The sequence below is a fragment of the Nitratiruptor tergarcus DSM 16512 genome (assembly GCF_027946175.1).
GTDB lineage: Bacteria > Campylobacterota > Campylobacteria > Campylobacterales > Nitratiruptoraceae > Nitratiruptor > Nitratiruptor tergarcus.
The window spans coordinates 1,304,895-1,329,944 of record NZ_AP026671.1; the positions used below are offsets into that span (position 1 = coordinate 1,304,895).

A 25,050-nucleotide genomic window follows, 5' to 3' on the forward strand; every position below is an offset into this window, starting at 1 on the left:
CAATTGCTAGCTAGATTTTATAAAAGTTTGGTATTATTATACAAATTCATAAAAGGAGATCTCTTTTGATACGTATACTTTTTTTTGCTTTTACAGCTCTTGTTTTATATGCACAAACCACTACACTTGTCAAAGTAGAGAAAAATCGAGGTATCATTGAGCCTGTGGCACTTCCAAAGGGCACGAGTGGGATTGTCGTTCACCACTATGATAAAAATCATACAAGTATAGTTGCTCGCGCTATTCTTGAAAAGAGTAATCAGATCCGTTTTGAAGTCTTTGATGCACTAGCACAAGAGGCTCTTCCTAAACCAAAAACACTGCCAGCTTCTGGTGATGAAGTGATATTAGGATACCTCTACGATAGAGCTACTATTATCGCACCAAATCTTACTACCTATCAGCAAATAGCAAAAGAGGTGCAGGAGGAGATTCTCCATCCAGATCTTTTTGCAACAGAACTCTCAAAAGCCAAACATCCAGCACCAAGTTATGAAGATTTCAAAAATTTTTGCAATAAATATGCCCTTGCAAAAATTTATTTAGCTCTTAAAGATGAAGTAGCAATAGTTGATTGCTATAGCTTTGAAAAAATAGATGCATTACCTCTACATAGCCGAAGTAAAAAAATCAAACTCCCTTTTTACTCAAGAATTAAGGAGATAGAGACATCAATATTCGATTTTTTTGGAACAAAAGAGATTGACAACTATTATAGCTACTATAAAAAACTGTTGGAGAAGAGATGAAAAAACATATCAAGGCACTGCAAAATCTTATAGGACAAGAAAATGTGAAAGCAGATAAACCCCATAGACTTGCCTACTCCTATGATGCTACGCGAGAGCATTTTGAGCCTGATGTTGTAGTTTTCCCAAAAGATGAGGAAGATGTAAGTAAAATTTTGCGCTACTGTAATGAGCATAAGATTCCAGTAGTGCCAAGAGGCGCTGGCAGCGGTTTTACAGGCGGGGCTCTTCCTGTAGGTGGTGGTGTTGTGCTAGCAGTTGAAAAATATATGAATAAAATTTTAGAGATTGATACCAAAAATATGGTAGCAGTAGTGCAACCTGGCGTCATCAATAAAGATCTCCAGCGTGAAGTAGAAAAGCATGGACTTTTCTATCCACCAGATCCTGCGAGCCAAGACTACTCAACTCTTGGAGGCAACGTGGCTGAAAATGCTGGAGGTATGCGCGCAGCAAAATATGGTATCACCAAAGATTATGTTATGGCACTGCGTGCCGTTTTGCCAAATGGAGATATTATAAGAGCTGGTAAAAGAACAATCAAAGATGTAGCAGGCTATAACATTCCTGGTATTCTCATTGCTAGTGAAGGGACATTGGCAGTTATTACTGAAATCACCCTCAAACTCCTCTCCAAACCAAAACTTACTAAAACTGTCATGGGCGTTTTTCCTACAGTTACTGCAGCAATGAATGCCGTCTATAAATCTTTAGCAGGTGGTGCAAACCCTGTCGCAATGGAGTTTTTGGACAATCTCACAATCCGTGCAGTAGAAGAGAAGTTTCATAAAGGCTTGCCAGTAGAAGCTGGAGCAATCCTTATCAGTGATATCGACGGAAACGTGGAAGAGGAGATCGACTACCAAATAGGACTGCTTGAAAAATTTTTCAAACAGAATGGTGCAACTGAATTTCGCATAGCAAAAGATGAGAAAGAAGCAGCTGATATCTGGTTTGCAAGGCGCAATGCAAGCCAAAGTATCACTATCTATGGAAGTAAAAAAATAAACGAAGATGTTACAGTCCCTAGAAGTGAACTCCCACGCTATCTTGAAGAGGTTGAAAAAATTAGTAAAAAATACAACGTCAAAATCCCATGTTTTGGTCACACTGGTGATGGTAACGTGCATACTAATGTGATGGTTGATGGAAGCGATCCAAAGCAAGTAGAGATTGGCTATAAAGCGATTGAAGAGATATTTCAAATGACTATTGATATTGGAGGTACTTTAAGCGGAGAGCACGGTATAGGACTGAGCAAAGCTCCTTTTATGAAGATGGCCTTTAGTGAAGCTGAGCTGGGTCTTTTTCGCCGCATCAAAGAGGCATTTGATCCCAATAATATTCTCAATCCTGGTAAGATGGGACTATAGCCCATTTGAGAGTGCTTCTAGCACTCTCTCAATAAAGCATTCTGCCCGTAGTAAAAAGGGAACTTCATGATTCAAAAAAGCAAAAAATTTTTTCAATCACTTTATGATCCTGATATCACAATGTACGCCTCTTCTTTGAGTTTCCATACCATTTTTTCCATTATTCCACTCCTGCTTGTTTCATTTTCTATCTTTATACGTTTGCCTAGTTTTGAAAAACACTATGGAAAAATCAAAGAGTTTATTTTCTCTAGCCTCATCCCAACACAGCAAGAAGCAATTACCCAACATATCGATACTTTTTTGCAAAACAGCTCAAAGCTAGGCTTTATAGGATTTGTCTTTATTCTCTTTGCCTCAATTATGTTTTTTCAAAACTACGAATATATTGTAAATAAAATATTCAAATCCAAACCACGCGGTTTTTGGAGCTCTTTGACAATTTACTGGACACTCATGACATTAGCCCCTATTGGATTAGCCCTTTCATTTTTTCTCTCTAGCAAACTCCAAGCGCTACTTAATAGTACCAGCTATACTAGTTGGATCGATTTTTTAACAATCTTTCCCTATCTTATTATCTGGATAATCTTCTTTCTTACATATAAAATCTCATCTACTGCTCTTATTAGTTTTAAGGCAGCTTTTGTATCTTCATTTATAGCTTCACTTATCTGGGATATCAGTAAAAATCTCTTTGTCTACTATGTCATACACAATAAAACATACGCGACAATTTATGGATCTTTTAGTGCAATCCTCTTTTTCTTTTTGTGGATCTATATCTCTTGGATTATTTTTCTCTATGGACTCAAACTATGCTATTTGATAAACAAGAATCAGCCCCACAATCAAAGCAGCTCCCCAGATAAATGCACGCCTATAAATTGATAGTAGTGTTAACAAAAGAAAAAGAGCAGTTTGCCATAATGGTACATCAACTCTAAAAGATGTAACATCACTCTCTAAAAAATATAGCATCCAATCCAAACTTCCTCCAATACCAATTATGTGCAACAATAGAGCCAAAGGATAGAAAACTGCAAAAGCCATACTAAGAAGTGGCGAGAGGAGCTGCAAAGGAGAAAACTGCCCAAAAATAGCTAAACTTAGAGGCAACATAAACCAAAATACCCAAAAATTGAGTGCTATAAAAAGTAGTAAAGGTGAACGAATTTTCACATGATACAAAAAGAGATATATCATATAAACTCCACTCACAGAAAGCCAAAAACCGTAACTAAAAACAAACCTTGGAAAAAGTGCTAGGACAATGAGCACAATCCAAAATAGCGTCTCAAAACTAAGAAGTTTTATATGCCTATCAAAAAGAATAAATCCCACTATCGCCATAATAAATGCTCGGGTTACTGATGGAAGATTGCCTAAAAGCAAAAAATAGCCACCAGCTACAAAGAGTGCTAAGAGTGTAGCAAAAGTGTAGATATTGCGATGAGGCAAAAATCGTTGCCATATACTGCGAAATAAAAAGAGAAAAATTGTCACTACAATGGCAACAAGAAAACCAATATGAAAACCGCTAATTGCTACAAGATGACTTATACCAAAAGAGGAGAGTTTTTGCCTAGTATTGTAATCAAGAGATGTAGCTAAAAAGAGTGCTCCAAAAATCTCTTTTGCTATTTTTGAGCTATGCTGCCTTACTATAAGATCTTTTAGCTTCAAAAACCTATCTTTTGGCAAAACTGCGATAATATATGCTGGAATATAAAAATTGTGAAGAAACTCTATAAATGAGACACGCTTTTTAGATGAGAAAAGAAGAACTTTCACTTTTCTATCACGCAAATCGCGCAACTGCTCATAACTTGTCGTATAAAATGTAAATCCATCCAAACTTTGCAGTTTGAGCACCTGCTTTTTGCCTTTTGCATACTGGTTTTTCACAGTAGCAGTTGTAAAATAGCGCTTTTTGGAAAAGATCTCATTATACTGGCGATACTCCCAAAAAAGATTGAAGCAAAAAAGTAAAAATACGAGGAAAAAGGCGATGAGACGCTGGGAGACATTGGAAAAGAGAGGGGTAGCTGCAAGCATCAAACGATATTGTCTGGAATCTCTATAGTACTTTCTCTAGTGTCATACTCTCTAATTGTCTCAGCAGCCTCCTCGGCAAATTTGACGTAATCTTTATGAAACCAGAGTTTTACTACCCCTGTAGGGCCATTTCTCTGTTTTCCGATGATGATTTCAGCCTCTTCTACCCTTTTTTCTTCTATTTTAATATCTAATAGCTCTCCTCTTGCCTGTGCCTCTTTCATCTTCTGCTTTGCCTCTTTGATTTTATACACATCATCACGATACACAAACAAAATCACATCTGCATCTTGCTCAATAGCACCAGACTCTCTTAAATCACTCAACATTGGCCGTTTATCAACGCGGCTCTCAAGAGAACGATTCAGCTGTGAAAGGGCAATAATTGGAATTTGTAATTCTCTTGCAAGGAGTTTGAGACTTCTACTAATTTCACTGATTTCTAAATGTCTATCTTTAGTTCCACTTCCGCTCATGAGCTGCATATAGTCAATAATTGCTAGCTCAATCTCAGGATGTTGAGATTTGAGCTTTCGCAGCTTTGCTCTTAATTGATGCACATTGAGATTACCTTCATCATCAATAAAAAGCTTTTTTTTCTCATAGTAATCACTCAATCTACTAATCTCATTCCACTCAATATCATTGAGATTTGCAACACGCAGTCTTTGCAGTGGAATGGAAGCTTTTGCACTAAGCATTCTTAACATCAACTGCTCTGCTGGCATTTCAAGAGAGAATATTACCACTCCTTTATTTTGATCGAGTACAGCTTGGGCTAAATTAAGAGCAAACGCAGTTTTTCCCATCGAAGGACGGGCTGCTATGATGATAAGATCCCCTGGATTAAATCCCGCTGTCTTTATGTTAAGATCATGAAAACCTGTATCAAGACCAATGAGAATAGAGTTACCCTTCTCTTTCATTCTTAAAAGATGTTGGAGGGTATCATACATTACCTCATCGGAGCTTTTGAAATCTTGTGAGCTTGTTTCTGTAGTAATTTTATAGAGTTTTGATTGGATTTCATCAATCACATCAGCTACAGGAAGATCCTGCTCAACTGTAACTTTTTTTATGTCAGTAGTGAGATGTACAAGCTCTCGCTTTAAAGCTTTCTCTTTGATCTCTTTTACATAAGAGGCGGTGTTTGAGAGGGGATTTGCAGCTAAAATATCTAAAAATGCAGCTTCATCAAAGCTCTTTTGTAGCTCCAACTTCTCTTTGAGAAACTCTTCATCAATGGGTTGATCCTCATTTGCTAGAGCTAACATCGCTTCAAAGAGCTTTTGATGAAAAGGGTGATAAAAATCTTTCGGCTGTAATACTGATGCTACCTCTTCAAAGATTTTTGGATCAAAGAGAATAGAGCTTAATACCGCTCGCTCTATGTTGAGATTATACAGATGTGCTTCCAATGCTACCTCTTTTTTATTTCATTATACTTCAAAAAAGTTAAATTCTCATTACTCTTTTGCTGCTTTTTCTACTTCCTGAATAAACCTCTCAACCAGTTTTTCTTCAGGAAGTTTTGCCACAACCTCTCCCTTCACCATAATAAGGCCACTGCCTTTTCCATAGGCTATTGCAACGTCTGCATGCTTAGCCTCTCCAATAGCATTAACCACACACCCCATTACTGATACATTAAGTGGCTTTTTGATATGTTTAATGCGTTTCTCTACTTCTGCAACTGCTTTAACAAGATTTGCTTCAATGCGGCCACAAGTAGGACAACTAATAATATTTACACCCTCTTTTGATCTTCCAGCATCTTTTATAATAGCTCGACCAACCTCTATCTCTTTTTCTAATTCCCCTGTAATAGATACCCGTATAGTATCACCTATACCATCAAGAAGTAAGGCTCCTATCCCAATAGCTGATTTAATGGTCGCATGAAAGACTGTTCCAGCCTCTGTAACACCAAGATGAAAAGGGTATGGCACAAGTGGGCGCAGTTTTCTATATGCTTCGACTGTGCGCTCTACATCACTCGCTTTCATACTTACTTTAATATCTGTAAAATCGAGATCTTCTAGTAACTTTATGTGATAGAGAGCACTTTGCACCATAGCCTCACTTGTAGCACCATACTTTGCTTCTATCTCTTTTTCAAGGCTTCCTGCATTAACTCCTATGCGTATAGGAATATTTCTCTCTTTGCAGGCTTTCACAACCTCTTTAATGCGCTCTTTACTTCCTATATTGCCGGGATTAATACGAATGCAATCTACAACTTCTGCTGCAATGAGAGCAAGGCGGTAGTTAAAATGGATATCTGCAACAAGAGGTAAGGAGATTTGTCGCTTAATCTCTTTGAGGGCTCTTGCATCCTCTTCTTCTGGAACCGCTACACGAACAATATCAGCCCCTGCAAAGTGTAGTCTTTTTATCTGCTCTACTGTTGCTTCTACATCAGCTGTGCGACTAAAGGTCATTGATTGCACAGAAATCGGAGCATCTCCTCCAATTGCTACATCACCAACGTAAATCTTTTTTGTAGGATAGCGCTGCATCTTTTCCTCATTCTTTTTTTGGCAATTATACAGAGCTTGAGGATTTTGTGCAAGTTTTTGGGGATATAGTGGCGCGCCCGCCAGGATTCGAACCTGGGGCCTTCAGAACCGCAATCTGATGCTCTATCCAGCTGAGCTACGGGCGCAAATTTTGTGGAATTATATCATATAATAAAAAAAATGCAAATGGAGAAGAGTATGTTTTATGACAGAAAAGATGCCGGTAGAAAGTTAGCTCTTACACTCGAAAAATATAAAAACAGAAACGATGTGATTGTCTTGGCAATTCCAAGAGGTGGCGTAGAAGTGGGAGCCGAAGTTGCAAAGTATCTTCATAGTGATTTTGATCTTGTAATGTGCAGAAAGCTGCAATATCCTTATACCACTGAAAGTGGCTATGGAGCTCTTTGTGAAGATGGGACAGTCTATATTAACGAATATGCTCTTGATGGCGTGACAGAGGAGGATATAGAAAGAGAAATTGCGCGTCAAGCAAGAGAGATTCAGCACCGCATCACAGTTTTGCGCGGTGGGAGAAAACTCAAAAATATAAAAGATAAAATTGTAATTTTGGTTGATGATGGTATCGCTATGGGATCGACTATGATCGCTGCACTATCTATGCTCAAAAAACTCTCACCGAAAAAAATAGTCGTAGCTGTATCTACAGCCTCTCCCCAAATTGTATCGTATTTGCAAGAAATTGCAGATGAAGTAATTGCTCTTTACACTCCATCACCATTTTATGCCGTTGCAGATGCATATCGCAACTGGTACGATGTAAGTGATGAAGAGGTGCTTGCAATTTTACAAGATTTAGAAAATTTCATCCAAAATGATAAAAAGTAAAAAGATGATACCTAAATAGCCATTGACGGTAAAAAAAGCTCTATCTATTTTTGTAAAATCTTTATCTACAATTTTATGTTCATAAGTGAGCATAATTGTAGCTACTGCTACTGCACTGTATGCAAAAAAGCCAAGGTGAGCTTCTATAACAAAAAATAGCCAAAAGAGAATTGTAAGGGCATGAAAAATTTTTGCAATAAAGAGTGTACATGCAGCTCCATAGCGTGATGGGATAGAAAAGAGTCCCTTTTGCTTGTCAAACTCCATATCTTGTAAGGAGTAGAGAAGATCAAATCCAGCAACCCAAAACATAATACCAAGTGATAAAAATATACTCCACATTGTGATAGTACCTTTGACAGCTATAACACCCGCAATCGGCGCAAGAGCCAAAGCTACTCCTAAAACGAGATGAGCCAATTCGCTAAAACGTTTAAAGTAACTGTATCCACCTAAAATGAGTAAAAAGAGTGGAGAGAGAATAAAAGCTAACGTATTAATAAAAGAGGCAGTAACAATAAACCCTATTGCATTAACTATAATAAAAAAAATTTGTACCTTTTCTGGAATTCTTCCATCAACACTTGGACGATTTGCAGTGCGTGGATTGAGTCTGTCAATGTCACGATCGAGGTAGCGATTCACACCCATTGCAAAATTTCTTGCAAAAATTGCTGCTAAGAGGCCTAAGAAAAAGAGTCTCCAACCAAACCAACCATCAGCTGCCACAATCATTGCAATAAAAATAAATGGAAGGCTAAAAATTGTGTGCTTAAACATTACAAATTCATTAAAATCGGAAAGAATCTTACGCAATTTGTTCATTTACTTCCTCTTATAAAAGTTTTGCAATTATACAAAAACTAGTATAATTTCTTTATGAAAGAGATAGCAATTATTGGACCAACTGCAAGCGGAAAGAGCTCTTTAGCAATTGAAATAGCAAGCAAATTTAATGCATATATTCTCTCGGTAGATAGCCTCTCTGTTTACAAGGAAATAGATATTGTTTCTGCAAAACCTTCAAAAAAGGAGCTGAGGAAGATCAAGCATTTTGGAATTGATATATGCAGCGTAGATAAGCATTTTAATGTAGAGCAATTTTTAGGAGTTTACAAGGAAGCTAAACAGACATGTAAAAAAGAGAACAAAAATCTCATCATAGTTGGAGGAAGTAGTTTTTATCTCAAAACACTCCTCACTGGGCTTTCGCCAATGCCTAAGTGTGATAGAGTAACTATAGAAAAATGCGAAAAAATGCTTACTGATATAACAGGTGCATACCAGTTTTTGCAAAATATTGATCCTGCCTATGCTAAGAAAATTACACAAAGAGATAGGTATCGAATCCTCAAGGGACTGGAAATTTACTTTGCAACAGGTATGAAACCAACTGAATATTTCTTACAACATCCCCCGCAAAAAATTGCAGATGTAAAAATATATGAAATAGTAATACAAAGAGATATTTTACGCAAACGCATAGCTGCACGAACAGAAGCTATGCTTCATTTGGGTCTCATCGATGAAATTTGTTATCTTGAAAAAAAATATACAAGAGCACCAAATCCTATGAAAGCAATAGGAATCAAAGAGACACTTGCATACCTCGATGGAAAAATTAAATCAATTGAAGAATTGGTACATAGTATTAATGTTCATACAAGTCAGCTAGCAAAGAGGCAACAAACATTCAATAAAACACAATTTGCGAATAAAATATCTCTTCCTCTGGATAATCTAAAAAAGAAGTTAGAAGAAGAGTTAGCTTAAAAGCCGCTAACTCTTACAATTTGTGTAATATAGCCAAGAATAGGCGAGATAAAAAATGAAGAGAGTATAGTAAATGTCGCAGAGATACCTACAATAGTTTTGAGTGAAAGAGAAGTGTTTTTAAAGTAAATAACTTGCTTTCCATCAATAGGATCTCTCATAAACATATAAACAATGAGTTTTAAATAGTAGTATGCACTGATAGCACTATTGATAGCCATAATAATTGCTAAAATTATGTATCCTGCATTGACAGCTGCACCCATAATGTAGAGTTTACCCCAAAAGAGACTAAAAGGTGGAACACCCGCAAGACTTAACATAAAAATTGCCATTATTGTAGCTGCTACTGGCATTATCTGTACAAGACCAGAAAATTTTTCATACGGATGATCAAATCTCGTATCCCATATATTTTTCTTATGGCGAGAAATCCAAAGCATTGTAAATGCACCGAGGTTTGTAAACAAAAAGAGAATCCAATATAAAAAGAGACCACTGTTTGCTTGCGTTGTACCTATCATAATTGCAGCCATTACAAAACCAGCATGACTAATTGAGCTATAAGCAAGCATACGTTTTACATCTTTTTGTACAAGTGCAACAATATTTGCAAAAGTCATTGTTACTACTACAGCTAGGTAGAGAATATCTCTCACCCATGTTACATCACTATGGATAAGAAACTCAAAAAGTCTCATTGCAACAACAAAACCGGCAATTTTCGGCACTACCGACATATACCCTGCAAGTGCTGCACTTGCTCCCTCATACACATCTGGCGTCCATGTATGAAACGGTACCATAGAGAGCTTAAAACCTAATGCTGCAATCATAAATGATACTGCAGTCAAAACAACCCAAATAGGCTCATATCCTCTAGCACTCAACACTTCAGCAATTTTATAGATCTCAACACTCCCAGTAAGACCATAAAATAGGGCCGCTCCAAATGCATAAAACCCTGCAGCTAACGCACCCATAGTAAAATATTTAATTGCAGCCTCAAACGATTTTTCTCTGTTATGCAATGCTATGAGAGTATAGAGCGAAAGACTTGCAGTCTCTAAACCAACAAAGATTAAAATCAAGTTATCAGATGCAACCATAAATTGGAAACCTGAAACCATAAATAAAAAGAGAGCAAAAAATTCAGGTAAACTAAACTCATGAAAACGTTTTGACGTAAGAGCAAGTGGAATAAAAAGCATAGAGGCTACCACTATAATTATTTGTGACAGAATTGCTATTCCATCAACAAACATTACATCAAAAAAACCTCTTGTATTTATTTGCAGTCCAATTACTGCTCCCAGATCAAGTGCTAAAAAAAGCTCTGCTATCATGACATAGAGTGATTTATGGAGATTCTCTTTGATAAGATCTACTATGAGTATCGTCAGTCCTCCAGCTATCGCAATAAGCATTGGAAAGAGCGATGGGAGATAGAGAGATTCCAAACTTACAGTAATGGGCTCCATTATTTTGCCTCCAATTCAACTTTATTGTGAGAAAGAATATCTTTTGCCTCTTTTGTAATGGCCTTCTTCTCCATGAGTTGCAGCATATTTTCTACACTTTTATTAATCGGCTTTAACACTGGATTTGGATTAACCCCAAGCCATACAATAACAACTACTAATGACACGAGCGATGTCAACTCTTTCCAGTTCAGATCTGGGAGATTTCTATTTTTTTCATTTGTAAGAGGGCCAAAAAAAGCCATTTTATAAAGTCTTAGCATATATGCTGCACCCAATATAATTCCTGTACCTCCCAGCAAAGCATAAGCAGTAGAAATTTTATAAACACCCATAAGACTTAAAAATTCACCTACAAATCCAATTGTTAGTGGCAAGCCAACAGACGCCATCAATACAATTCCAAAAATAGTTGCATATTTTGGCATAACAGAAGCAAGTCCTCCAAATTCAGTAAGGAGCTTTGTATGCCGTCTGTCATAGATGTTCCCTACGAGCATAAACAGAGCGCCACTTACAATTCCGTGACTAATCATGAGAAATATTGAGCCTGCAATGCCCTCAACATTCATAGCGAATGTACCAAGAACAATTACACCCATGTGAGAAATTGAACTATATGCAATAACCTGTTTCATATCTTCTTGAGCATAGGCAACCATTGCTGTATAGATAACCATAACAATCGCTAAAAATGCAACCACTGGAATTAGCGCAACTGAGGCATCTGGAAAGAGTGGTAGTGAAAATCGTACAAATCCATAAGTACCCATTTTCAAAAGCACAGCTGCCAAAATAACTGAACCTATTGTTGGAGCTTGTCCATGGGCGTATGGAAGCCAAGTATGGAATGGAAACATTGGCACTTTGATAGCCATTCCCAGGAAAAATGCCAAGAAGAGCCAAATTTGATAATTGTATGGCAAAATGAGTCTATGCCACTCTGGAATAGAAAAACTAATAGTGCCAGTGGCTAGATAGTAGAGATATGCCATAAAAAGCATACCAACAAGCATGATCAATGAACCAAAAAAAGTATAGAGGAAAAATTTAATAGCTGCATATACACGCAGTTCACTTCCCCAATAACCTATGATATAGAGCATTGGTACGAGAGAGAGTTCCCAAAAAACATAAAATACAACTGCATCAAGTGCAACAAAGACTCCCACCATAGTCATCTCAAGAAAGAGGAGGGAGATTATTAAATTTTTAAGATTCTTTTCAATTGTAAGTGAGATAAGCCCTACCAACGTAATGAAAGTTGAAAGAACAATAAGAAATAGTGAGATTCCATCAACTCCTAATTGGTAGTTAATTCCATAATCTGGCACAAGCGGTATGCTTTCTGCAAATTGAAAGCCGCCATTAGAGTAATCAAAACTTAACCATAATACAAGTGAAAGGAGAAACTCAATGGCTGCTACAGTAATCCCATACACTTTAATATTGTCTCTTTTCACTACAAATCCCAGCATTCCTGCAAGAGCCGGGAAAAATATCAGTAATGATAAAATATGATCCATAAACTCTCTCCTTACCTTACCGGGCTATAAATAATTACTAATACTAATAACACAAGCAGACCTATTACCATCCAACGAAGCATTTTGGATAGATTACCACTTTGAATAACACGGCCTGCAAAACCTGTCTTGTATATAACTGCTGCAATAAAATCGACTGTTGCATCAACTATACGTAAATCGAGTTGCTTCCAAGCTATTTGACTTAATTCTTTATAAGGCTGTGTAAAAACCTTTTCATAAATAATAGGAATATAGTATTGATTATAAAGAAGCTTATATAGCGGATTTTCTTTCCATTTTTCACTAAACCCGCCATGGCTATATTTATATATAGCAAAAGCAATACCACTTAATGCAATGAGAGTTGTCACACCAATGAGTGCAACTGTTGCAATACCGTGAACATGAAAATGGTATTCTGGCAAGATTTTTGTTACAAACTCTTCAAAAGCCTCTTCAAAAAAGCCAGCAATTATTGCCAAAATTGCAAGTGGTGTCATAGCTGCTAACATATACCAGTGCGCTTCATGTGGATGAAAGCCATATTTTTTATAGCGCTCTTCTCCAAAAAACACAAGCATAATGAGGCGGAAACTATAAAATGCTGTCATACCTGCACCCAACCACAGCATAAACCATAAGATATAGTGGTGTGAATCAAAAGCAACCTCTAAAATTTTATCTTTTGAGAAGAATCCGGCAAAAGGATAGATACCTGCTAATGCCAATGAAGCTATTATCATTAATATAGCAGTCCATTTCATTACTTTATGGAGACCACCCATTTTGAAGATATTGAGTTCATCATCCATTGCGTGCATAACATTTCCAGCACCCAAAAAGAGCAAAGCTTTGAAAAAAGCATGTGTCATAAGGTGAAAGAGTGCTATCCAGTACACGCCCAGACCAGCTGCAACAAACATATAGCCAAGTTGTGAAAGTGTTGAGTATGCAATAATTCTTTTAAGATCTGTATTGACCAATGCCATTGATGCAGCAAATACTGCTACAAAAGCACCAAGACTTGCAATAAAGAATCCTATATCCGGTATTTGTGAATAGATTGGAAATGCTCTCACTACAAGATATACACCTGCTGTAACCATTGTAGCAGCATGGATAAGAGCAGAAACTGGTGTAGGACCTTCCATAGCATCAGCGAGCCATGTATGAAGTGGAAATTGGGCAGATTTTCCCATTGCACCTATAAAGAGGAAGATACCCATAAGAGTAATTACTGATACATTAAACAAATCAACATGAGCAAATACTACATCATATTGCAATGAGCCAACATTCCAATAGATGAGAAAAAGGCCAATGAGCATACCAAGATCTGCAATCCTATTCATAATAAACGCTTCATTCGCAGCCCACGATGGACTAATAGAAGGATTGACATCACGTGACTCATCTTTCTTGTGATACCAAAATCCGATAAGAAGCCATGAGCAAAGTCCAACACCTTCCCAGCCAATAAAGAGGCCTGCAAAGTTATCACTCATAACTAGTACCATCATAGAAAAAACGAAAGCACTGAGATAACTAAAAAAACGATTAAAACCTTTGTCGTGCTCCATATAGCCAATTGAATATACATGTACAAGAGCAGATACTGTTGTAACAGTAACCATCATAATGACTGATACGTGGTCCGCTACAAAACCAAAAGGAATATTGAGAGAACCTACAGTTATCCAGTCAAAGAGTTTTACATGAATAACTTCATCTGTTTCACTCAAATGGCCAAGAAGAATGAGTGAACTGATGAGTGAGACAAAAAGCAGTGCAGATGTCACTATCCCTGTTATAAGTTTTTTTGGTTTTGCACCAAAAATTGCTGCAAACAAAGAGCCAACAAGCGGCGCAAAGAGTGCTGTTAAAACTAATTTCTCCATACCTGTCCCCTATCCATGCATTGATTGTAGGCTATCAAGATCAAGCGTATTTCTTCGCTTATACCAGATAATCAAAAGCCCAAGTCCTACTGCTACTTCACTTGCCGCAATAGCAATTATAAAAAAGGCAAAAAGCTGTCCTGTTAAATCTCCATAATATTTAGAAAAAGCAGCCAATGCAATGTTTACAGCATTGAGCGCAATCTCTGTAGCAAAGAAAAGCATGAGGAGATTTTTTCTACGCAATATACCTACTAAGGCTATACAAAACAGTATAGCTGCTAATACTAAATAGTGAGTGAGCGTAATCATTGAGCAACCTTTTCATCTTGTTCAATCTCTTGATCTATTTTAAGTGTAATACTCTCATCCATTCTTTTGCTAGCAAGTATTATTCCTGCAATCATTGCAACTAAGAGCATAACCGCAGCAACTTCAAATGGAACAAGATACTTTGTAAAAAGCACAATACCAACAGCTTCAGCGTTGCCAATCTCATCGCTTATAGGATGTAAAGCTTGCACTTTATCAGATATTATTGGAGTCAAAAGAATAATAACAAGCAATAGAGCAATCATACCGCTGAGAAAGAAAACAATCTTTTTAGATGGATTTTTCTCTTTAACATCTTTCGTGGTATCAAAAAACATCATAGCAAAGGCATAAAGTGCCATTACAGCACCACTATAAACAATTATTTGTACAACTCCAAGAAAATCAGCATCTAGCAAGAAGAAAAAAGCAGATATAAATATCATTCCTGCTGCCAATGAGCTGAGCGCATAGAGAGCATTTTTTGTCATGACAGTAATTGTAAACATCACTATTGTCAACGCTGCAAAAAGATAAAATGCAATTGCTTCAACCATCTCTATACCTTTTTAATACGCTAATGGCGTTTTTTTGATAAGTTTATCTGCAGCCGGCGTAGGCGCACCAAATCCAGGGTACTCTTTTTGTTCTTTAAGTTTATCAAGAGGTGTAAGCATGTCCTCTTTCAGTGCAAAATGAGCGCGCTGTTCACTTGCATTTTCATAATCTTGTCCATGGACAATTGCAAGCTCTGGGCACACTTCTGCGCAGTACCCACAAAAGATGCAACGTCCAAAATTGATTGTATATTCGGTAGGGATTTTTCTTCCAAATTCATCTACTTTTGTATCGATTCTAATACAGTTCGCAATACAGATCTTCTCACACAATCCGCATCCAATACAGCGCTCAGTCCCACTCTCAAGCAGTCGTAATAGTTTATGGACTGCTCTATAGCGTGGACCTATTGGTAATTTCTCTTTTGGATATTGAATCGTATGGATATTAAATCGCAACATCTCCATTAATGTGATTTTCAAACCTACAAAGAGCTCTAATTTTATACTTCTTTTAACTACTCGTTTGAACTTTTCCCAACCAGTTTTTGGATATGGCTCAATTTTGACTTTATAGTAGTTTTGCGAAACATTTCTATCTTTAAACTGCTCTAATCCACTCATCAATTCCCCCCTTAAAACATCATCACTATACCAGTGATGACCACATTTACAACAGCCAAAGGCATCAATACTTTCCAACATAGCCACATGAGTTGATCTGGTCTTACATGTGGCCAAGAAGCTCTTGTCCATAAGAAAAAGAAGAATATAAAAAATACTTTCAATAAAATCGCAATTGCGCCTGGGATAAACCAAAGATCGTTAAATCCTCCTAAGAATATAAGGCTAGCAAGAAATCCAAGCGTAAACATATTTGCATATTCACCTATAAAAAACATCCCCCAACGCATTCCACTATACTCTGTGGCATAACCTGAAATCACTTCTGCTTCATGCTCAAGTAAGTCAAAAGGTGTTCTGTTAGTCTCAGCAAATCCTGCAATCAAAAAGAGAATAAATGCTATTGGCTGCTTCCAGATAAGCCAATTACTCACTCCTCCTGTTTGATAATTATTAAAATCGATCAAAGAAAGAGAACCAACTATCATCACTGGTGCAAGGACAGACAAACCTGTCACAACTTCATAACTCAAAAACTGAATAGCAGTCCTTGCAGCACCAAGTATTCCCCATTTGTTCTGAGAAGCCATACCTGCTAGAAGTGGACCGTAAAGGCCTGTTGCCATTACACCCAAGACAAAGAGCAAACCTACATTTATATCAGAAATAATTGGTTTAACTGTATAACCACCAACAGTAAATTCTGGAAACATCGGTATTGCTGCCATAGCAATAAACGCAGTAGCAGCTGTTATAACTGGTGCAATCATAAAAATCGGTTTTACAGCACCCTGTGGAATAAAGTCCTCTTTAGTAAAAAGTTTGATACCGTCAGCCAATACCTGCAAAAGACCATATGGACCAACATGCATAGGTCCCAATCTTCGCTGCATAAATGCAAGTACCTTACGCTCTACATAGGTACCAAAACCGGCTAATGCCGAAAAGAGTCCTAAAACAATCAAGATCTTGATTATTGTCTCGATTACAAATGCCCCTTCCATCTTACACCTTTTGCAGTTTTACTTCTGTAAATCTATAGCCTTTAAATAAAGGCGCAATATCTATACTCTTATCAAAAGTCCCGATATATGCACCAGATCCAATTTTATCATCCAATGCTACTTCTACTGTTATGGTAATATCATCTTTTTGAATATTAACTTTATCACCCTCTTTCAGGTCAAATTCATGCAAAAATGTTTCACTTGCATACAACTTTCCGTGTTCTTGCAGCTGATGCGCTTTGTTCGTAAAAGGGCTAAACTGTAAAACAGGTTCACATCTATAGATTACTGTACCATTAAATTCTGGCAACTCCTCTATTGGCTCTGCATTTTTTCTTGATAGATTCACTTTTTGTATCTTTAATACATACCCTCTTTGCTCTGTCCCATCATTCAAAAACTCATTTGGCAAGTCATCAAATGCAACTTCTTGATACCCTTTTTCTTGCGGAAGCTCCTGGGTAAACTCTATTGTATACTCTTTATCACTCACTCCCAAAGCTCGTGCTATATCATTAAGTACATACCCCTCATATGGCAATGCAACATTTGTTGGTACTACTCGCTTATCGATATTTGTAAATGTACCCTCTTGTTGATTGAGTGCTGGCATATCAAGATCCCCATCTCCCAAAGCACTCAATGTAAAATCGCCTTTTATGTTATAGCCTATTGTATACTCCCCTGCCTCATCATCAAGTTCACATATTAATGCTACTCCCAAGCTATTTGTCTTTGGTGGTATAAGCATCACTTGAAAATCTGTAAATCTCTCTATTATCCCAGCCAACTTCGCTATATTCTCTGCCCTCGGATGAGTGTAGAGATCCTCGCCAAGAATGAGTGCAGCCTTTTCCTTTTTAGCAAGTACTTTTTTAAGTTTTTCCATAAGATCTTCAGGTGCATCAATCATTTCATAGAGTTTACTCACCTGATACTCAATCTTTTTCTTTACTTTTTTTGGAACCTCTTTTGTAATCTTTTTCTGTACCTTTTTCTCTTTTCCTGTTTTTTCATCTACAATGGTCTCTTCTACAACTTCAACAACTTTTTCTTTAATAGTCTCTTCAACCTCTTTCGTTTTCGTTGTCATTAGTGAATCAAGATATTCAGCAATATATTTTGGAAGTTCTTCTCTTTGGGCAAACTCTTGCAAAATAAAGTAAAGCACAGCCTCTTCTTTGAGAGGTTTATGGTAAACTGGAACTACTGTTTTTCCAAGAGCTTCGATAATAGGATCTTTTATTGGATGAAAATAGATACCACCACCTTTATTCATCTTCACTGCATTGTTAAATGCATAGCGCACGCGAGGATTATCACTCTTGAGTGCTGTTCCCACTGATATGACAAAATTGCTTTCATGCACATCTTTTACTTGAGCACTTGGTAGTGATTTGCCGCTGTAAGAAGAGTAGTTTTCTAAAAATCTTTTAAATCGTAATGCATCCTCATTGAGAAGTTTATAGCCATATTTTTCTTTGAGTTTTTGCAAAATGAGCGCTTCTTCATTAGTAACATAGGAATCAAAAGCGATAGTATCAGCTTTTTTAAACGCTTCTAATGCACTGTTAAATGCCTTTTCATCTTTTTTAACTTGGCGGTTTTCAAAATCAAATCCAAATCTTCCTGCCCCACACAATGGTTGATAATGAAACTCATTTGTTACACGATAAATCTTTGGCTCAGGATTTTCAATAGAGGTGTGTTTTGTCTCATAGTAGAGATGACATGCAGCACTACAGTGTGCACATGCAGCTGGGATTTTATTAAGCTCCCAAGAGTTTGTCGTATAGTGATAATCTTCGCTTACTAAAGCACCCACTGGACATACACTGATACACTCACCACACCAGGTACAATCAAGCTCATCACCAGCTACTGCACCAATGATTGATTTTTGGAGCTTATTCCACATGGCGTATGCATCTTTTGGCATCTGCTCTTTCCATGATTTATCAAGTGCATCACCACCTCGTGGAACAGTTTTGAGTGCTGCATCACCTATCATATCTTTACACACAGTTACACAACGCTCACATACAATACACAAAGAGGAGTCATAATGGATAAAGTTCCACTTTTTCACTGGGCGATATGTATCGCGTATAGCATAGTGCTGTTCATCCACTCCCATCTCAAGAGTATAATTTTGCAGCTCACACTCACCACTTTGATCACACACACCACACTCAAGCGGATGGTTGACATCATACACTTCCATGATAGCGCGGCGCTCTTTAATGATATTTTCTGTCACTGTCACAATACTCATACCATCTTTTGCTTTAGCGTTACATGCATATACCTGCTTACCATCAGCTTCTACAAGACAAAGCCTACAAGCAAGTGTTGGTGAGCAGTTTGTCAAATAGCAAATAGCCGGTATAAATATACCGTTAGCTCTTGCTACATTGAGTACATATTCACCTGCAACCGTTTCACACTCTTTACCATCTATTGTAATTTTAATTTTCTCACTCATAGCTCATCTCTCTTTGTGATTTTTACTTTTTCATAGCGATATGAATCTTGCATTGCAAAATACTTCTCACCCATATCACTTACACCCAATAGTGCAATAGTCCCTTTGAGCTTTTTATCAATTTTAAATTTTTTATATATCTCTCCATGGCGTGAATGAATCACTACATGATCGCCATCTTCTAATTTCGCTGCTACACTAAACTGCTCAGAGCCTACTAAATCGCACTCCCATGCAAGCTGATGCGCTTTGTTCGTAAAAGGGCTAAACTGTAAAACAGGTTCACATCTATAGATTACTGTACCATTAAATTCTGGCAACTCCTCTATTGGCTCTGCATTTTTTCTTGATAGATTCACTTTTTGTATCTTTAATACATACCCTCTTTGCTCTGTCCCATCATTCAAAAACTCATTTGGCAAGTCATCAAATGCAACTTCTTGATACCCTTTTTCTTGCGGAAGCTCCTGGGTAAACTCTATTGTATACTCTTTATCACTCACTCCCAAAGCTCGTGCTATATCATTAAGTACATACCCCTCATATGGCAATGCAACATTTGTTGGTACTACTCGCTTATCGATATTTGTAAATGTACCCTCTTGTTGATTGAGTGCTGGCATATCAAGATCCCCATCTCCCAAAGCACTCAATGTAAAATCGCCTTTTATGTTATAGCCTATTGTATACTCCCCTGCCTCATCATCAAGTTCACATATTAATGCTACTCCCAAGCTATTTGTCTTTGGTGGTATAAGCATCACTTGAAAATCTGTAAATCTCTCTATTATCCCAGCCAACTTCGCTATATTCTCTGCCCTCGGATGAGTGTAGAGATCCTCGCCAAGAATGAGTGTAAAATTTGTTTCACGTAAACGTTTTTTTCTTTGCAGCCTTGCAATAATTTCACCAATCTCTTCTTCACCTACGCTTGACTCTGCACTCAAGTAGCCAATATCGAGACTTTCAAACCACTTTTTCCCTACTTTTTTCTTTGCTTCATTATCAAGCAATGCATCAAGTAGCATCGCCAAGACCGCTTCTTCACTTCCCACTTCATATTTGACAAATTTTGTCACAATAGGTTTAAGAAGATCATCTTCAATCGGATGCATATTGATAATTTCAGCTTTACGATGTTTATGAGCAACAGTATAAGCGTAGCGTACAGCAGGATTGTCTGAAGAGCTAAATGTTCCAAGAAGTATAATAAAATCACTTTTCTTTATACTTTCTAAATCTGCTGTATAGAGGCTTTTCCCACTATAAGATCCGTAGTTTTGTAAAAATTTTTGATATGCACGTGCCTCTTTATTAATGAGCTTATAACCAAATTTCTCTTTCAATTTTTGCAAAATGAAGGCTTCTTCATTGGTAATGAAAGAAGTAAACTCTATGGTATCTGCTTTTTGAAAAGCTGCTATTGCATTTTCGAATGCTTTTTCATCTTTTTTTGCTCTATTTTCAAAATCAAATCCAAATCTACCTGCACCACAAAGCGTTGCAAATTCAAACTCATTTTTTACACGATAGATTTTTGGATCTGGGTTGAATATAGAATCGTGCTTAACTTCATAATAGAGATGGCAAGCTGCACTACAATGCGCACATGAAGCTGGAATACGTCTGAGTTCCCAAGCGTTTGAAGTGTATTTGAAATCTGAGCTAATAAGAGCTCCAACAGGACATACCGCTATACACTCTCCACAAAAAGTACAATCGAGAGTTTCGGCATTTTTTGGAATGATATGTGATTTATATCCCCCAAAGTAGATATCAATCGCATCATCACCTATAACTTCGTTGCAAACATGCACACACTTTTCGCACAATATACAAAGACTTGGATCATACTGGATATATTTCCAATATTGTATAGGACGATACTGATCTTTTGCTGTAAATTCTTGTGAACCAACGTTAAATTCCAGAGTTTTATTCTGCAGATCACACTCGCCGCTTTTGTCACATACACCACACTCTAGTGGATGGTTGACATCATAGAGCTTCATAATATTTTGTCTATGCTCATACAGCTCGGGCGAGTTAGTTATTACATTAATATCTGGTGTTACAGGAGTTTGACAACTCAGTACAAATCCATCCACTCCCTCAACCTCTACAACACAAAGTCTACATGACTCAATTGGCTTCACTTTTGAGAGATAGCACATTGTAGGGATATAAATGCCTTCCCTTCTGGCTACCTGTAAAATAGTTTCGCCCTTTTGTGCTACAACCTCTTTGCCATCTATATAAAATTTCACCATCATCAGCCCTTACACTGCAACCATTGCTATATAATAACACCGCATGCATCGCTCTGCTTCGGCGATCGCTTGCTCTTGTGTAAAACCGAGATTGACCTCTTCATTTGTATATTTACGTTCATCAACTGTGAGTTTTTCGCTCACTTGGCGAGGAATTCCAGGCAGCCAGCCTCGAATCTTCTCTTTTTTATCATAAACTTTGAGTGCTCTGAGATGATCTTCCATAATTTCCTCATCAGTTAAACTCACCTCACCTGTGAGAACATATCTGCTTATAACACTTGCAGCTCTCTTTGCCTGCCCCACAGCGTTAACAATTGTCATTGGGCCATATTCGCAATCACCTGCTGCAAAAACGCCTTTACGTGAACTCATATAGGTTTTACCATCTGTTTTTATTGTACCCCAACTTGTAAGCTCTATCTCCCACTCTTCTGGAAGGTGTGAGAGATCTGCACTCTGGCTTACTGCAGGCACCAGATAGTCACACTCAATAGTAAAATCTGCACCCTCAATTTTTTGTAGTTGCGGCCTTCCACCGTTTGGATCAGGGATGAGCTCAAAGCGGTTAACTTTTAATGCTTTGAGATTATCATTTTCATCAGTAATAATCTCTTCTACTGCAGAGTAAAATATAAATTCAACTCCCTCTTCTACAGCTTCATGGTACTCTTCATATGTTGTGTTACGAATAATTGTAGCTTCATCACGGCGATAGAGCATAATTACTTTTTTCGCATTAGCTCTTACCGCACAACGTACAACGTCCATAGAAGTAAATCCCCCACCAACACACACAAGGGTTTTTCCAGTCAGATCCACATACTCTTTATCGAGATGCTGCTGTTTTCTAATCTCCTCAGGGACTGGTATTCCATACTTCACATAGAGATTGATACAGTCAAGAAAGTTAATAGCCGGCCAGTATCCTTTGATTTCTGGGCGCTCATTTTTTGCTCGCACTTTTTTACTAATTCTCGTTCCAGTGGCAACCAATATAGCATCATACTCTTTTTCAAATTTTCTCATATCCTCAGCAGTAACGCGTTTACCTGTGATAAACCGCACACCTTCAAGGGAATGAACCGCTTCGATATCTTTGTTGTATTTATCAACAGGCATACGATACTCTGGTACCCCAACAGCAACTTCGCCACCTAGTACCGGTAACTCTTCATATACATCGCATGCTACACCTTCAAGCGCCATATAATATGCACCTGCTAATCCTGCAGGGCCTGCTCCAATGACAGCAACCTTTTTGCCATTAAGCGGCTTTTGCTCCTTTGGATGAAGCCAGAAAAGACCATGCTCATCCTCAAAATCAGCCCCAATTCTTTTGAGTTCCATAATAGAAATAGGCTCATCAAGATTGGCTCGCCTACACTCATCTTCACATGGATGGGGGCAGACGCGCCCACATGTATGTGCTAGAGGCATAGTCTTTCTTGTTGCTTTGAGACTATCGTCATAGCGCAAATCGCGAACACCCTCAATGTAGGCTGGAATATCAACATGAGCAGGACATGCATCCATACAAGGTGCAGTAACTTTTGCAATATAGCTAATCTCAGGATTGTTATAGTACTTTGATGGTTTTTTATTTGTTATAAGATCATAAATCTCATCAGAAAAGTGTGTCAAAATATCAAGAAGCGGCTTTGGAACAGTGCGTCCAATTTCACATTTACTTGTCTCCATCATAGTGCGAGAGACCTCTTTGAGGTGCTCTACGTCGCTCTCTTCGCCCTCACCTCTTGCAATCTTGTCAAAAAGATCATATAAAATTCTTCCACCCCATCTTCCTGGAGCACATCTTCCACAAGCTTCAGAATAGATTTGATATTGGGCAGCATATTCAGTTGCGAGTTTTACCACATCTACATCTTCATCGAAAAGAGCAAAACCTGCCCATCCAATAAATGCTTTGGATGCAAGATCAATATTGTAGTTGACCGGAAAATTATAAGCAGATTCTGCCCACTCTTCCTGTGGTTTTCCTCTGTTGTCGATCAACTCATCTTTCCAGCATGAAAAGTATACTTTACTCACAATACTACCCTCTTATTTTTTTCTGACAACTATCGTCCAGTCAACCTCATTGAATTTCAATGAATTAAGAAGTTCATGCCCTTGCTCTTTGATAACATCAGCACTTTTTTGTACTGCATCAAAATTGCTTTTGCCATTTGTTACTACTTCAAAGAGAAAAATTGCTACTTCTCCACTCTTTACATTTTTATCAAGAAGTTCTACCATACGATCATAAAAGTCCTCATGGAGATGTCTCAAATCATATCTGACCATAACTGTTCCTTATGCGCTTTATCTATCAATCTCACCAAATACTATATTAGTCGAACCAATAATTGTTACCACATCTGCAAGATAGTGCCCAGGTAAGAGATCTTGTAAAATACCTGTATGCCAAAAGCTTGGTGCTCTAATTTTTAAGCGGTAAGGATATGGCTCTCCTTCACTACGTATAAAAAATCCAAGCTCTCCTTTAGGCGATTCTGTTGGTACATAGACCTCTCCCACTGGTGGACGCATACCCTGCGTCACCAATACAAAGTGCTGCATCAAAGAGTAGTTCTGCGTCATAATGTCCTCTTTTGGAGCACTTATATATTGTGGTACATGCGCCATGAGTTGCGGCTCTGTATCTTTATACATTGGGATGAGTTGGCGAATAATTTTTATACTTTGACGCATCTCTTCCATATAAAGAAGGTAGCGGCCATAGCTATCGCATCTATCACTTACAGGAATATCAAAATCAACTTCATCATAGAGCTCATACGGCTCCTCTTTGCGTATATCATACTCTATTCCACTTCCTCTGAGCATAATTCCACTACATGCCCACTGCTTTGCCATTTCTGGTGGAATAACTCCCACCTCTTCAAGACGCATTCGCCAGATGCGATTTTGTGTAAGGAGTCCTTCATAGAGTTCAATCTGCTCAGGAAGTTTATTTAAAAACCAATTAAGACGTTCCATCCAGCCTTCTGGCAGATCAAGAGGTACTCCTCCAATGCGTACAGAACTGTGAGTAAGCCTTGCACCACAGTAATCTTCGATTAAATCCATTGCATGTTCACGCTCTCTAAAACAGTACAAAAAGACACTCATCGCACCTACATCAAGGGCATGTGTTGCAAGCCAAAAAAGGTGTGAAATGATTCTATTGAGCTCAAGCAAAATCATTCGGATAACTTTAGCTCTGCGTGGCACCTTATCTTCTATACCAAGCAGACGCTCTACTGCTAATGCAAAAGCGTAGTTATTGGAAGTTGCAGCAATATAATCCATACGATCTGTTGTAGGCAAAAACTCATTGTAAATCATGTTTTCGCCCATCTTTTCCATACCACGGTGCAGATATCCAATATCAGGAACTGCCTTGGTTATCTGCTCTCCATCCATCTCAAGAATGAGTCTGAGCTGTCCGTGGGCAGATGGATGCTGTGGTCCAAAGTTTATGATCATTTTATTGTCATCACGCTCGAAAACCAGGTTTTCAAAATATGGCTCTAATCTATTTCTTTGTTGCATATTCAAGC

General features: G+C 37.8%; 21 protein-coding genes and 1 tRNA gene. 5 read left to right on the forward strand and 17 right to left on the reverse strand.

The window, feature by feature from the left end:
* Nucleotides 1–65 precede the first annotated feature (65 nt).
* The 3 genes from NITER_RS06800 (at nucleotide 66) to NITER_RS06810 (ending at nucleotide 3,013) form a co-directional block, all read left to right on the forward strand.
* On the forward strand, nucleotides 66–749 hold the full coding sequence (locus tag NITER_RS06800; RefSeq protein ID WP_159445308.1) for a plasminogen-binding N-terminal domain-containing protein: 684 nt from the start codon (nucleotides 66–68) through the stop codon (nucleotides 747–749).
* The gene (locus NITER_RS06805) at nucleotides 746–2,122 is read left to right on the forward strand and encodes an FAD-linked oxidase C-terminal domain-containing protein (protein WP_084275258.1); all 1,377 of its coding nucleotides are present in this window, start codon (nucleotides 746–748) and stop codon (nucleotides 2,120–2,122) included. Before NITER_RS06800 ends, NITER_RS06805 begins: the two co-directional genes overlap by 4 nt.
* 66 nt (nucleotides 2,123–2,188) lie before the next feature.
* Complete coding sequence (locus NITER_RS06810; protein ID WP_084275257.1) at nucleotides 2,189–3,013, forward strand: YihY family inner membrane protein; 825 nt, start codon at nucleotides 2,189–2,191, stop codon at nucleotides 3,011–3,013.
* Here the strand turns inward: NITER_RS06810 and NITER_RS06815 are convergent.
* The 4 genes from NITER_RS06815 to NITER_RS06830 all read right to left on the reverse strand — a co-directional run bounded on the left by NITER_RS06815 (nucleotide 2,939) and on the right by NITER_RS06830 (nucleotide 6,845).
* Nucleotides 2,939–4,180: a ComEC/Rec2 family competence protein gene (locus NITER_RS06815; RefSeq protein ID WP_084275256.1), complete on the reverse strand. Its 1,242-nt coding sequence runs from the start codon at nucleotides 4,178–4,180 to the stop codon at nucleotides 2,939–2,941. The two genes, NITER_RS06810 and NITER_RS06815, sit on opposite strands and share 75 nt — an antisense overlap.
* The gene (locus NITER_RS06820; RefSeq protein WP_084275255.1) at nucleotides 4,180–5,598 is read right to left on the reverse strand and encodes a replicative DNA helicase; all 1,419 of its coding nucleotides are present in this window, start codon (nucleotides 5,596–5,598) and stop codon (nucleotides 4,180–4,182) included. The genes NITER_RS06815 and NITER_RS06820 overlap by 1 nt, the downstream gene beginning before the upstream one ends.
* 48 nt (nucleotides 5,599–5,646) lie before the next feature.
* Nucleotides 5,647–6,732 carry a flavodoxin-dependent (E)-4-hydroxy-3-methylbut-2-enyl-diphosphate synthase gene (ispG, locus tag NITER_RS06825; protein ID WP_084275254.1) on the reverse strand — a complete coding sequence of 362 codons (1,086 nt, stop codon included), beginning with the start codon at nucleotides 6,730–6,732 and terminating at the stop codon, nucleotides 5,647–5,649.
* A 36-nt stretch (nucleotides 6,733–6,768) separates the two neighbouring features.
* Nucleotides 6,769–6,845 (reverse strand) — tRNA-Arg (locus NITER_RS06830).
* Between the two features lie 52 nt (nucleotides 6,846–6,897).
* Here NITER_RS06830 and NITER_RS06835 point away from each other — a divergent pair.
* On the forward strand, nucleotides 6,898–7,548 hold the full coding sequence (locus NITER_RS06835; protein WP_084275253.1) for a phosphoribosyltransferase: 651 nt from the start codon (nucleotides 6,898–6,900) through the stop codon (nucleotides 7,546–7,548).
* Here NITER_RS06835 and mqnP read toward each other — a convergent pair.
* Entirely contained in the window at nucleotides 7,516–8,373 is an 858-nt protein-coding gene (mqnP, locus tag NITER_RS06840; protein WP_084275252.1) for a menaquinone biosynthesis prenyltransferase MqnP, read from the reverse strand. The two genes, NITER_RS06835 and mqnP, sit on opposite strands and share 33 nt — an antisense overlap.
* Before the next feature lie 54 nt (nucleotides 8,374–8,427).
* Here mqnP and miaA point away from each other — a divergent pair, with 54 nt between their 5' ends.
* The gene (gene miaA / locus NITER_RS06845; protein ID WP_084275251.1) at nucleotides 8,428–9,321 is read left to right on the forward strand and encodes a tRNA (adenosine(37)-N6)-dimethylallyltransferase MiaA; all 894 of its coding nucleotides are present in this window, start codon (nucleotides 8,428–8,430) and stop codon (nucleotides 9,319–9,321) included.
* Here miaA and nuoN read toward each other — a convergent pair.
* The 12 genes from nuoN to nuoD are packed head-to-tail and all read right to left on the reverse strand — an operon-like array spanning nucleotide 9,318 to nucleotide 25,042.
* Nucleotides 9,318–10,805, reverse strand: a complete 1,488-nt coding sequence (nuoN, locus tag NITER_RS06850; protein WP_084275250.1) for an NADH-quinone oxidoreductase subunit NuoN — start codon at nucleotides 10,803–10,805, stop codon at nucleotides 9,318–9,320. The genes miaA and nuoN overlap by 4 nt on opposite strands.
* Nucleotides 10,802–12,328 carry an NADH-quinone oxidoreductase subunit M gene (locus tag NITER_RS06855; RefSeq protein WP_084275249.1) on the reverse strand — a complete coding sequence of 509 codons (1,527 nt, stop codon included), beginning with the start codon at nucleotides 12,326–12,328 and terminating at the stop codon, nucleotides 10,802–10,804. The genes nuoN and NITER_RS06855 overlap by 4 nt, the downstream gene beginning before the upstream one ends.
* Nucleotides 12,329–12,339: 11 nt before the next feature.
* Nucleotides 12,340–14,229 (reverse strand): NADH-quinone oxidoreductase subunit L, encoded by a 1,890-nt coding sequence (gene nuoL / locus NITER_RS06860; protein ID WP_084275248.1) that lies wholly within the window; start codon nucleotides 14,227–14,229, stop codon nucleotides 12,340–12,342.
* Nucleotides 14,230–14,238: 9 nt separating this feature from the next.
* Nucleotides 14,239–14,541: an NADH-quinone oxidoreductase subunit NuoK gene (gene nuoK, locus NITER_RS06865; protein WP_084275247.1), complete on the reverse strand. Its 303-nt coding sequence runs from the start codon at nucleotides 14,539–14,541 to the stop codon at nucleotides 14,239–14,241.
* Nucleotides 14,538–15,098 carry an NADH-quinone oxidoreductase subunit J gene (locus NITER_RS06870; RefSeq protein WP_084275246.1) on the reverse strand — a complete coding sequence of 187 codons (561 nt, stop codon included), beginning with the start codon at nucleotides 15,096–15,098 and terminating at the stop codon, nucleotides 14,538–14,540. Before NITER_RS06870 ends, nuoK begins: the two co-directional genes overlap by 4 nt.
* Before the next feature lie 12 nt (nucleotides 15,099–15,110).
* On the reverse strand, nucleotides 15,111–15,722 hold the full coding sequence (nuoI, locus tag NITER_RS06875; RefSeq protein WP_084275245.1) for an NADH-quinone oxidoreductase subunit NuoI: 612 nt from the start codon (nucleotides 15,720–15,722) through the stop codon (nucleotides 15,111–15,113).
* An 11-nt stretch (nucleotides 15,723–15,733) separates the two neighbouring features.
* Complete coding sequence (gene nuoH / locus NITER_RS06880; RefSeq protein WP_084275244.1) at nucleotides 15,734–16,726, reverse strand: NADH-quinone oxidoreductase subunit NuoH; 993 nt, start codon at nucleotides 16,724–16,726, stop codon at nucleotides 15,734–15,736.
* Between the two features lies 1 nt (nucleotide 16,727).
* Nucleotides 16,728–19,214: an NADH-quinone oxidoreductase subunit G gene (locus tag NITER_RS06885; RefSeq protein WP_084275243.1), complete on the reverse strand. Its 2,487-nt coding sequence runs from the start codon at nucleotides 19,212–19,214 to the stop codon at nucleotides 16,728–16,730.
* Nucleotides 19,211–21,484, reverse strand: a complete 2,274-nt coding sequence (locus NITER_RS06890) for an NADH-quinone oxidoreductase subunit G (protein WP_084275242.1) — start codon at nucleotides 21,482–21,484, stop codon at nucleotides 19,211–19,213. The genes NITER_RS06885 and NITER_RS06890 overlap by 4 nt, the downstream gene beginning before the upstream one ends.
* A gap of 9 nt (nucleotides 21,485–21,493) precedes the next feature.
* Complete coding sequence (locus NITER_RS06895; RefSeq protein WP_084275241.1) at nucleotides 21,494–23,536, reverse strand: FAD-dependent oxidoreductase; 2,043 nt, start codon at nucleotides 23,534–23,536, stop codon at nucleotides 21,494–21,496.
* 12 nt (nucleotides 23,537–23,548) lie between these two features.
* Nucleotides 23,549–23,791 (reverse strand): NADH-ubiquinone oxidoreductase subunit E family protein, encoded by a 243-nt coding sequence (locus NITER_RS06900; protein WP_084275240.1) that lies wholly within the window; start codon nucleotides 23,789–23,791, stop codon nucleotides 23,549–23,551.
* Between the two features lie 18 nt (nucleotides 23,792–23,809).
* Nucleotides 23,810–25,042: an NADH dehydrogenase (quinone) subunit D gene (nuoD, locus tag NITER_RS06905; RefSeq protein ID WP_084275239.1), complete on the reverse strand. Its 1,233-nt coding sequence runs from the start codon at nucleotides 25,040–25,042 to the stop codon at nucleotides 23,810–23,812.
* Nucleotides 25,043–25,050 lie beyond the last annotated feature (8 nt).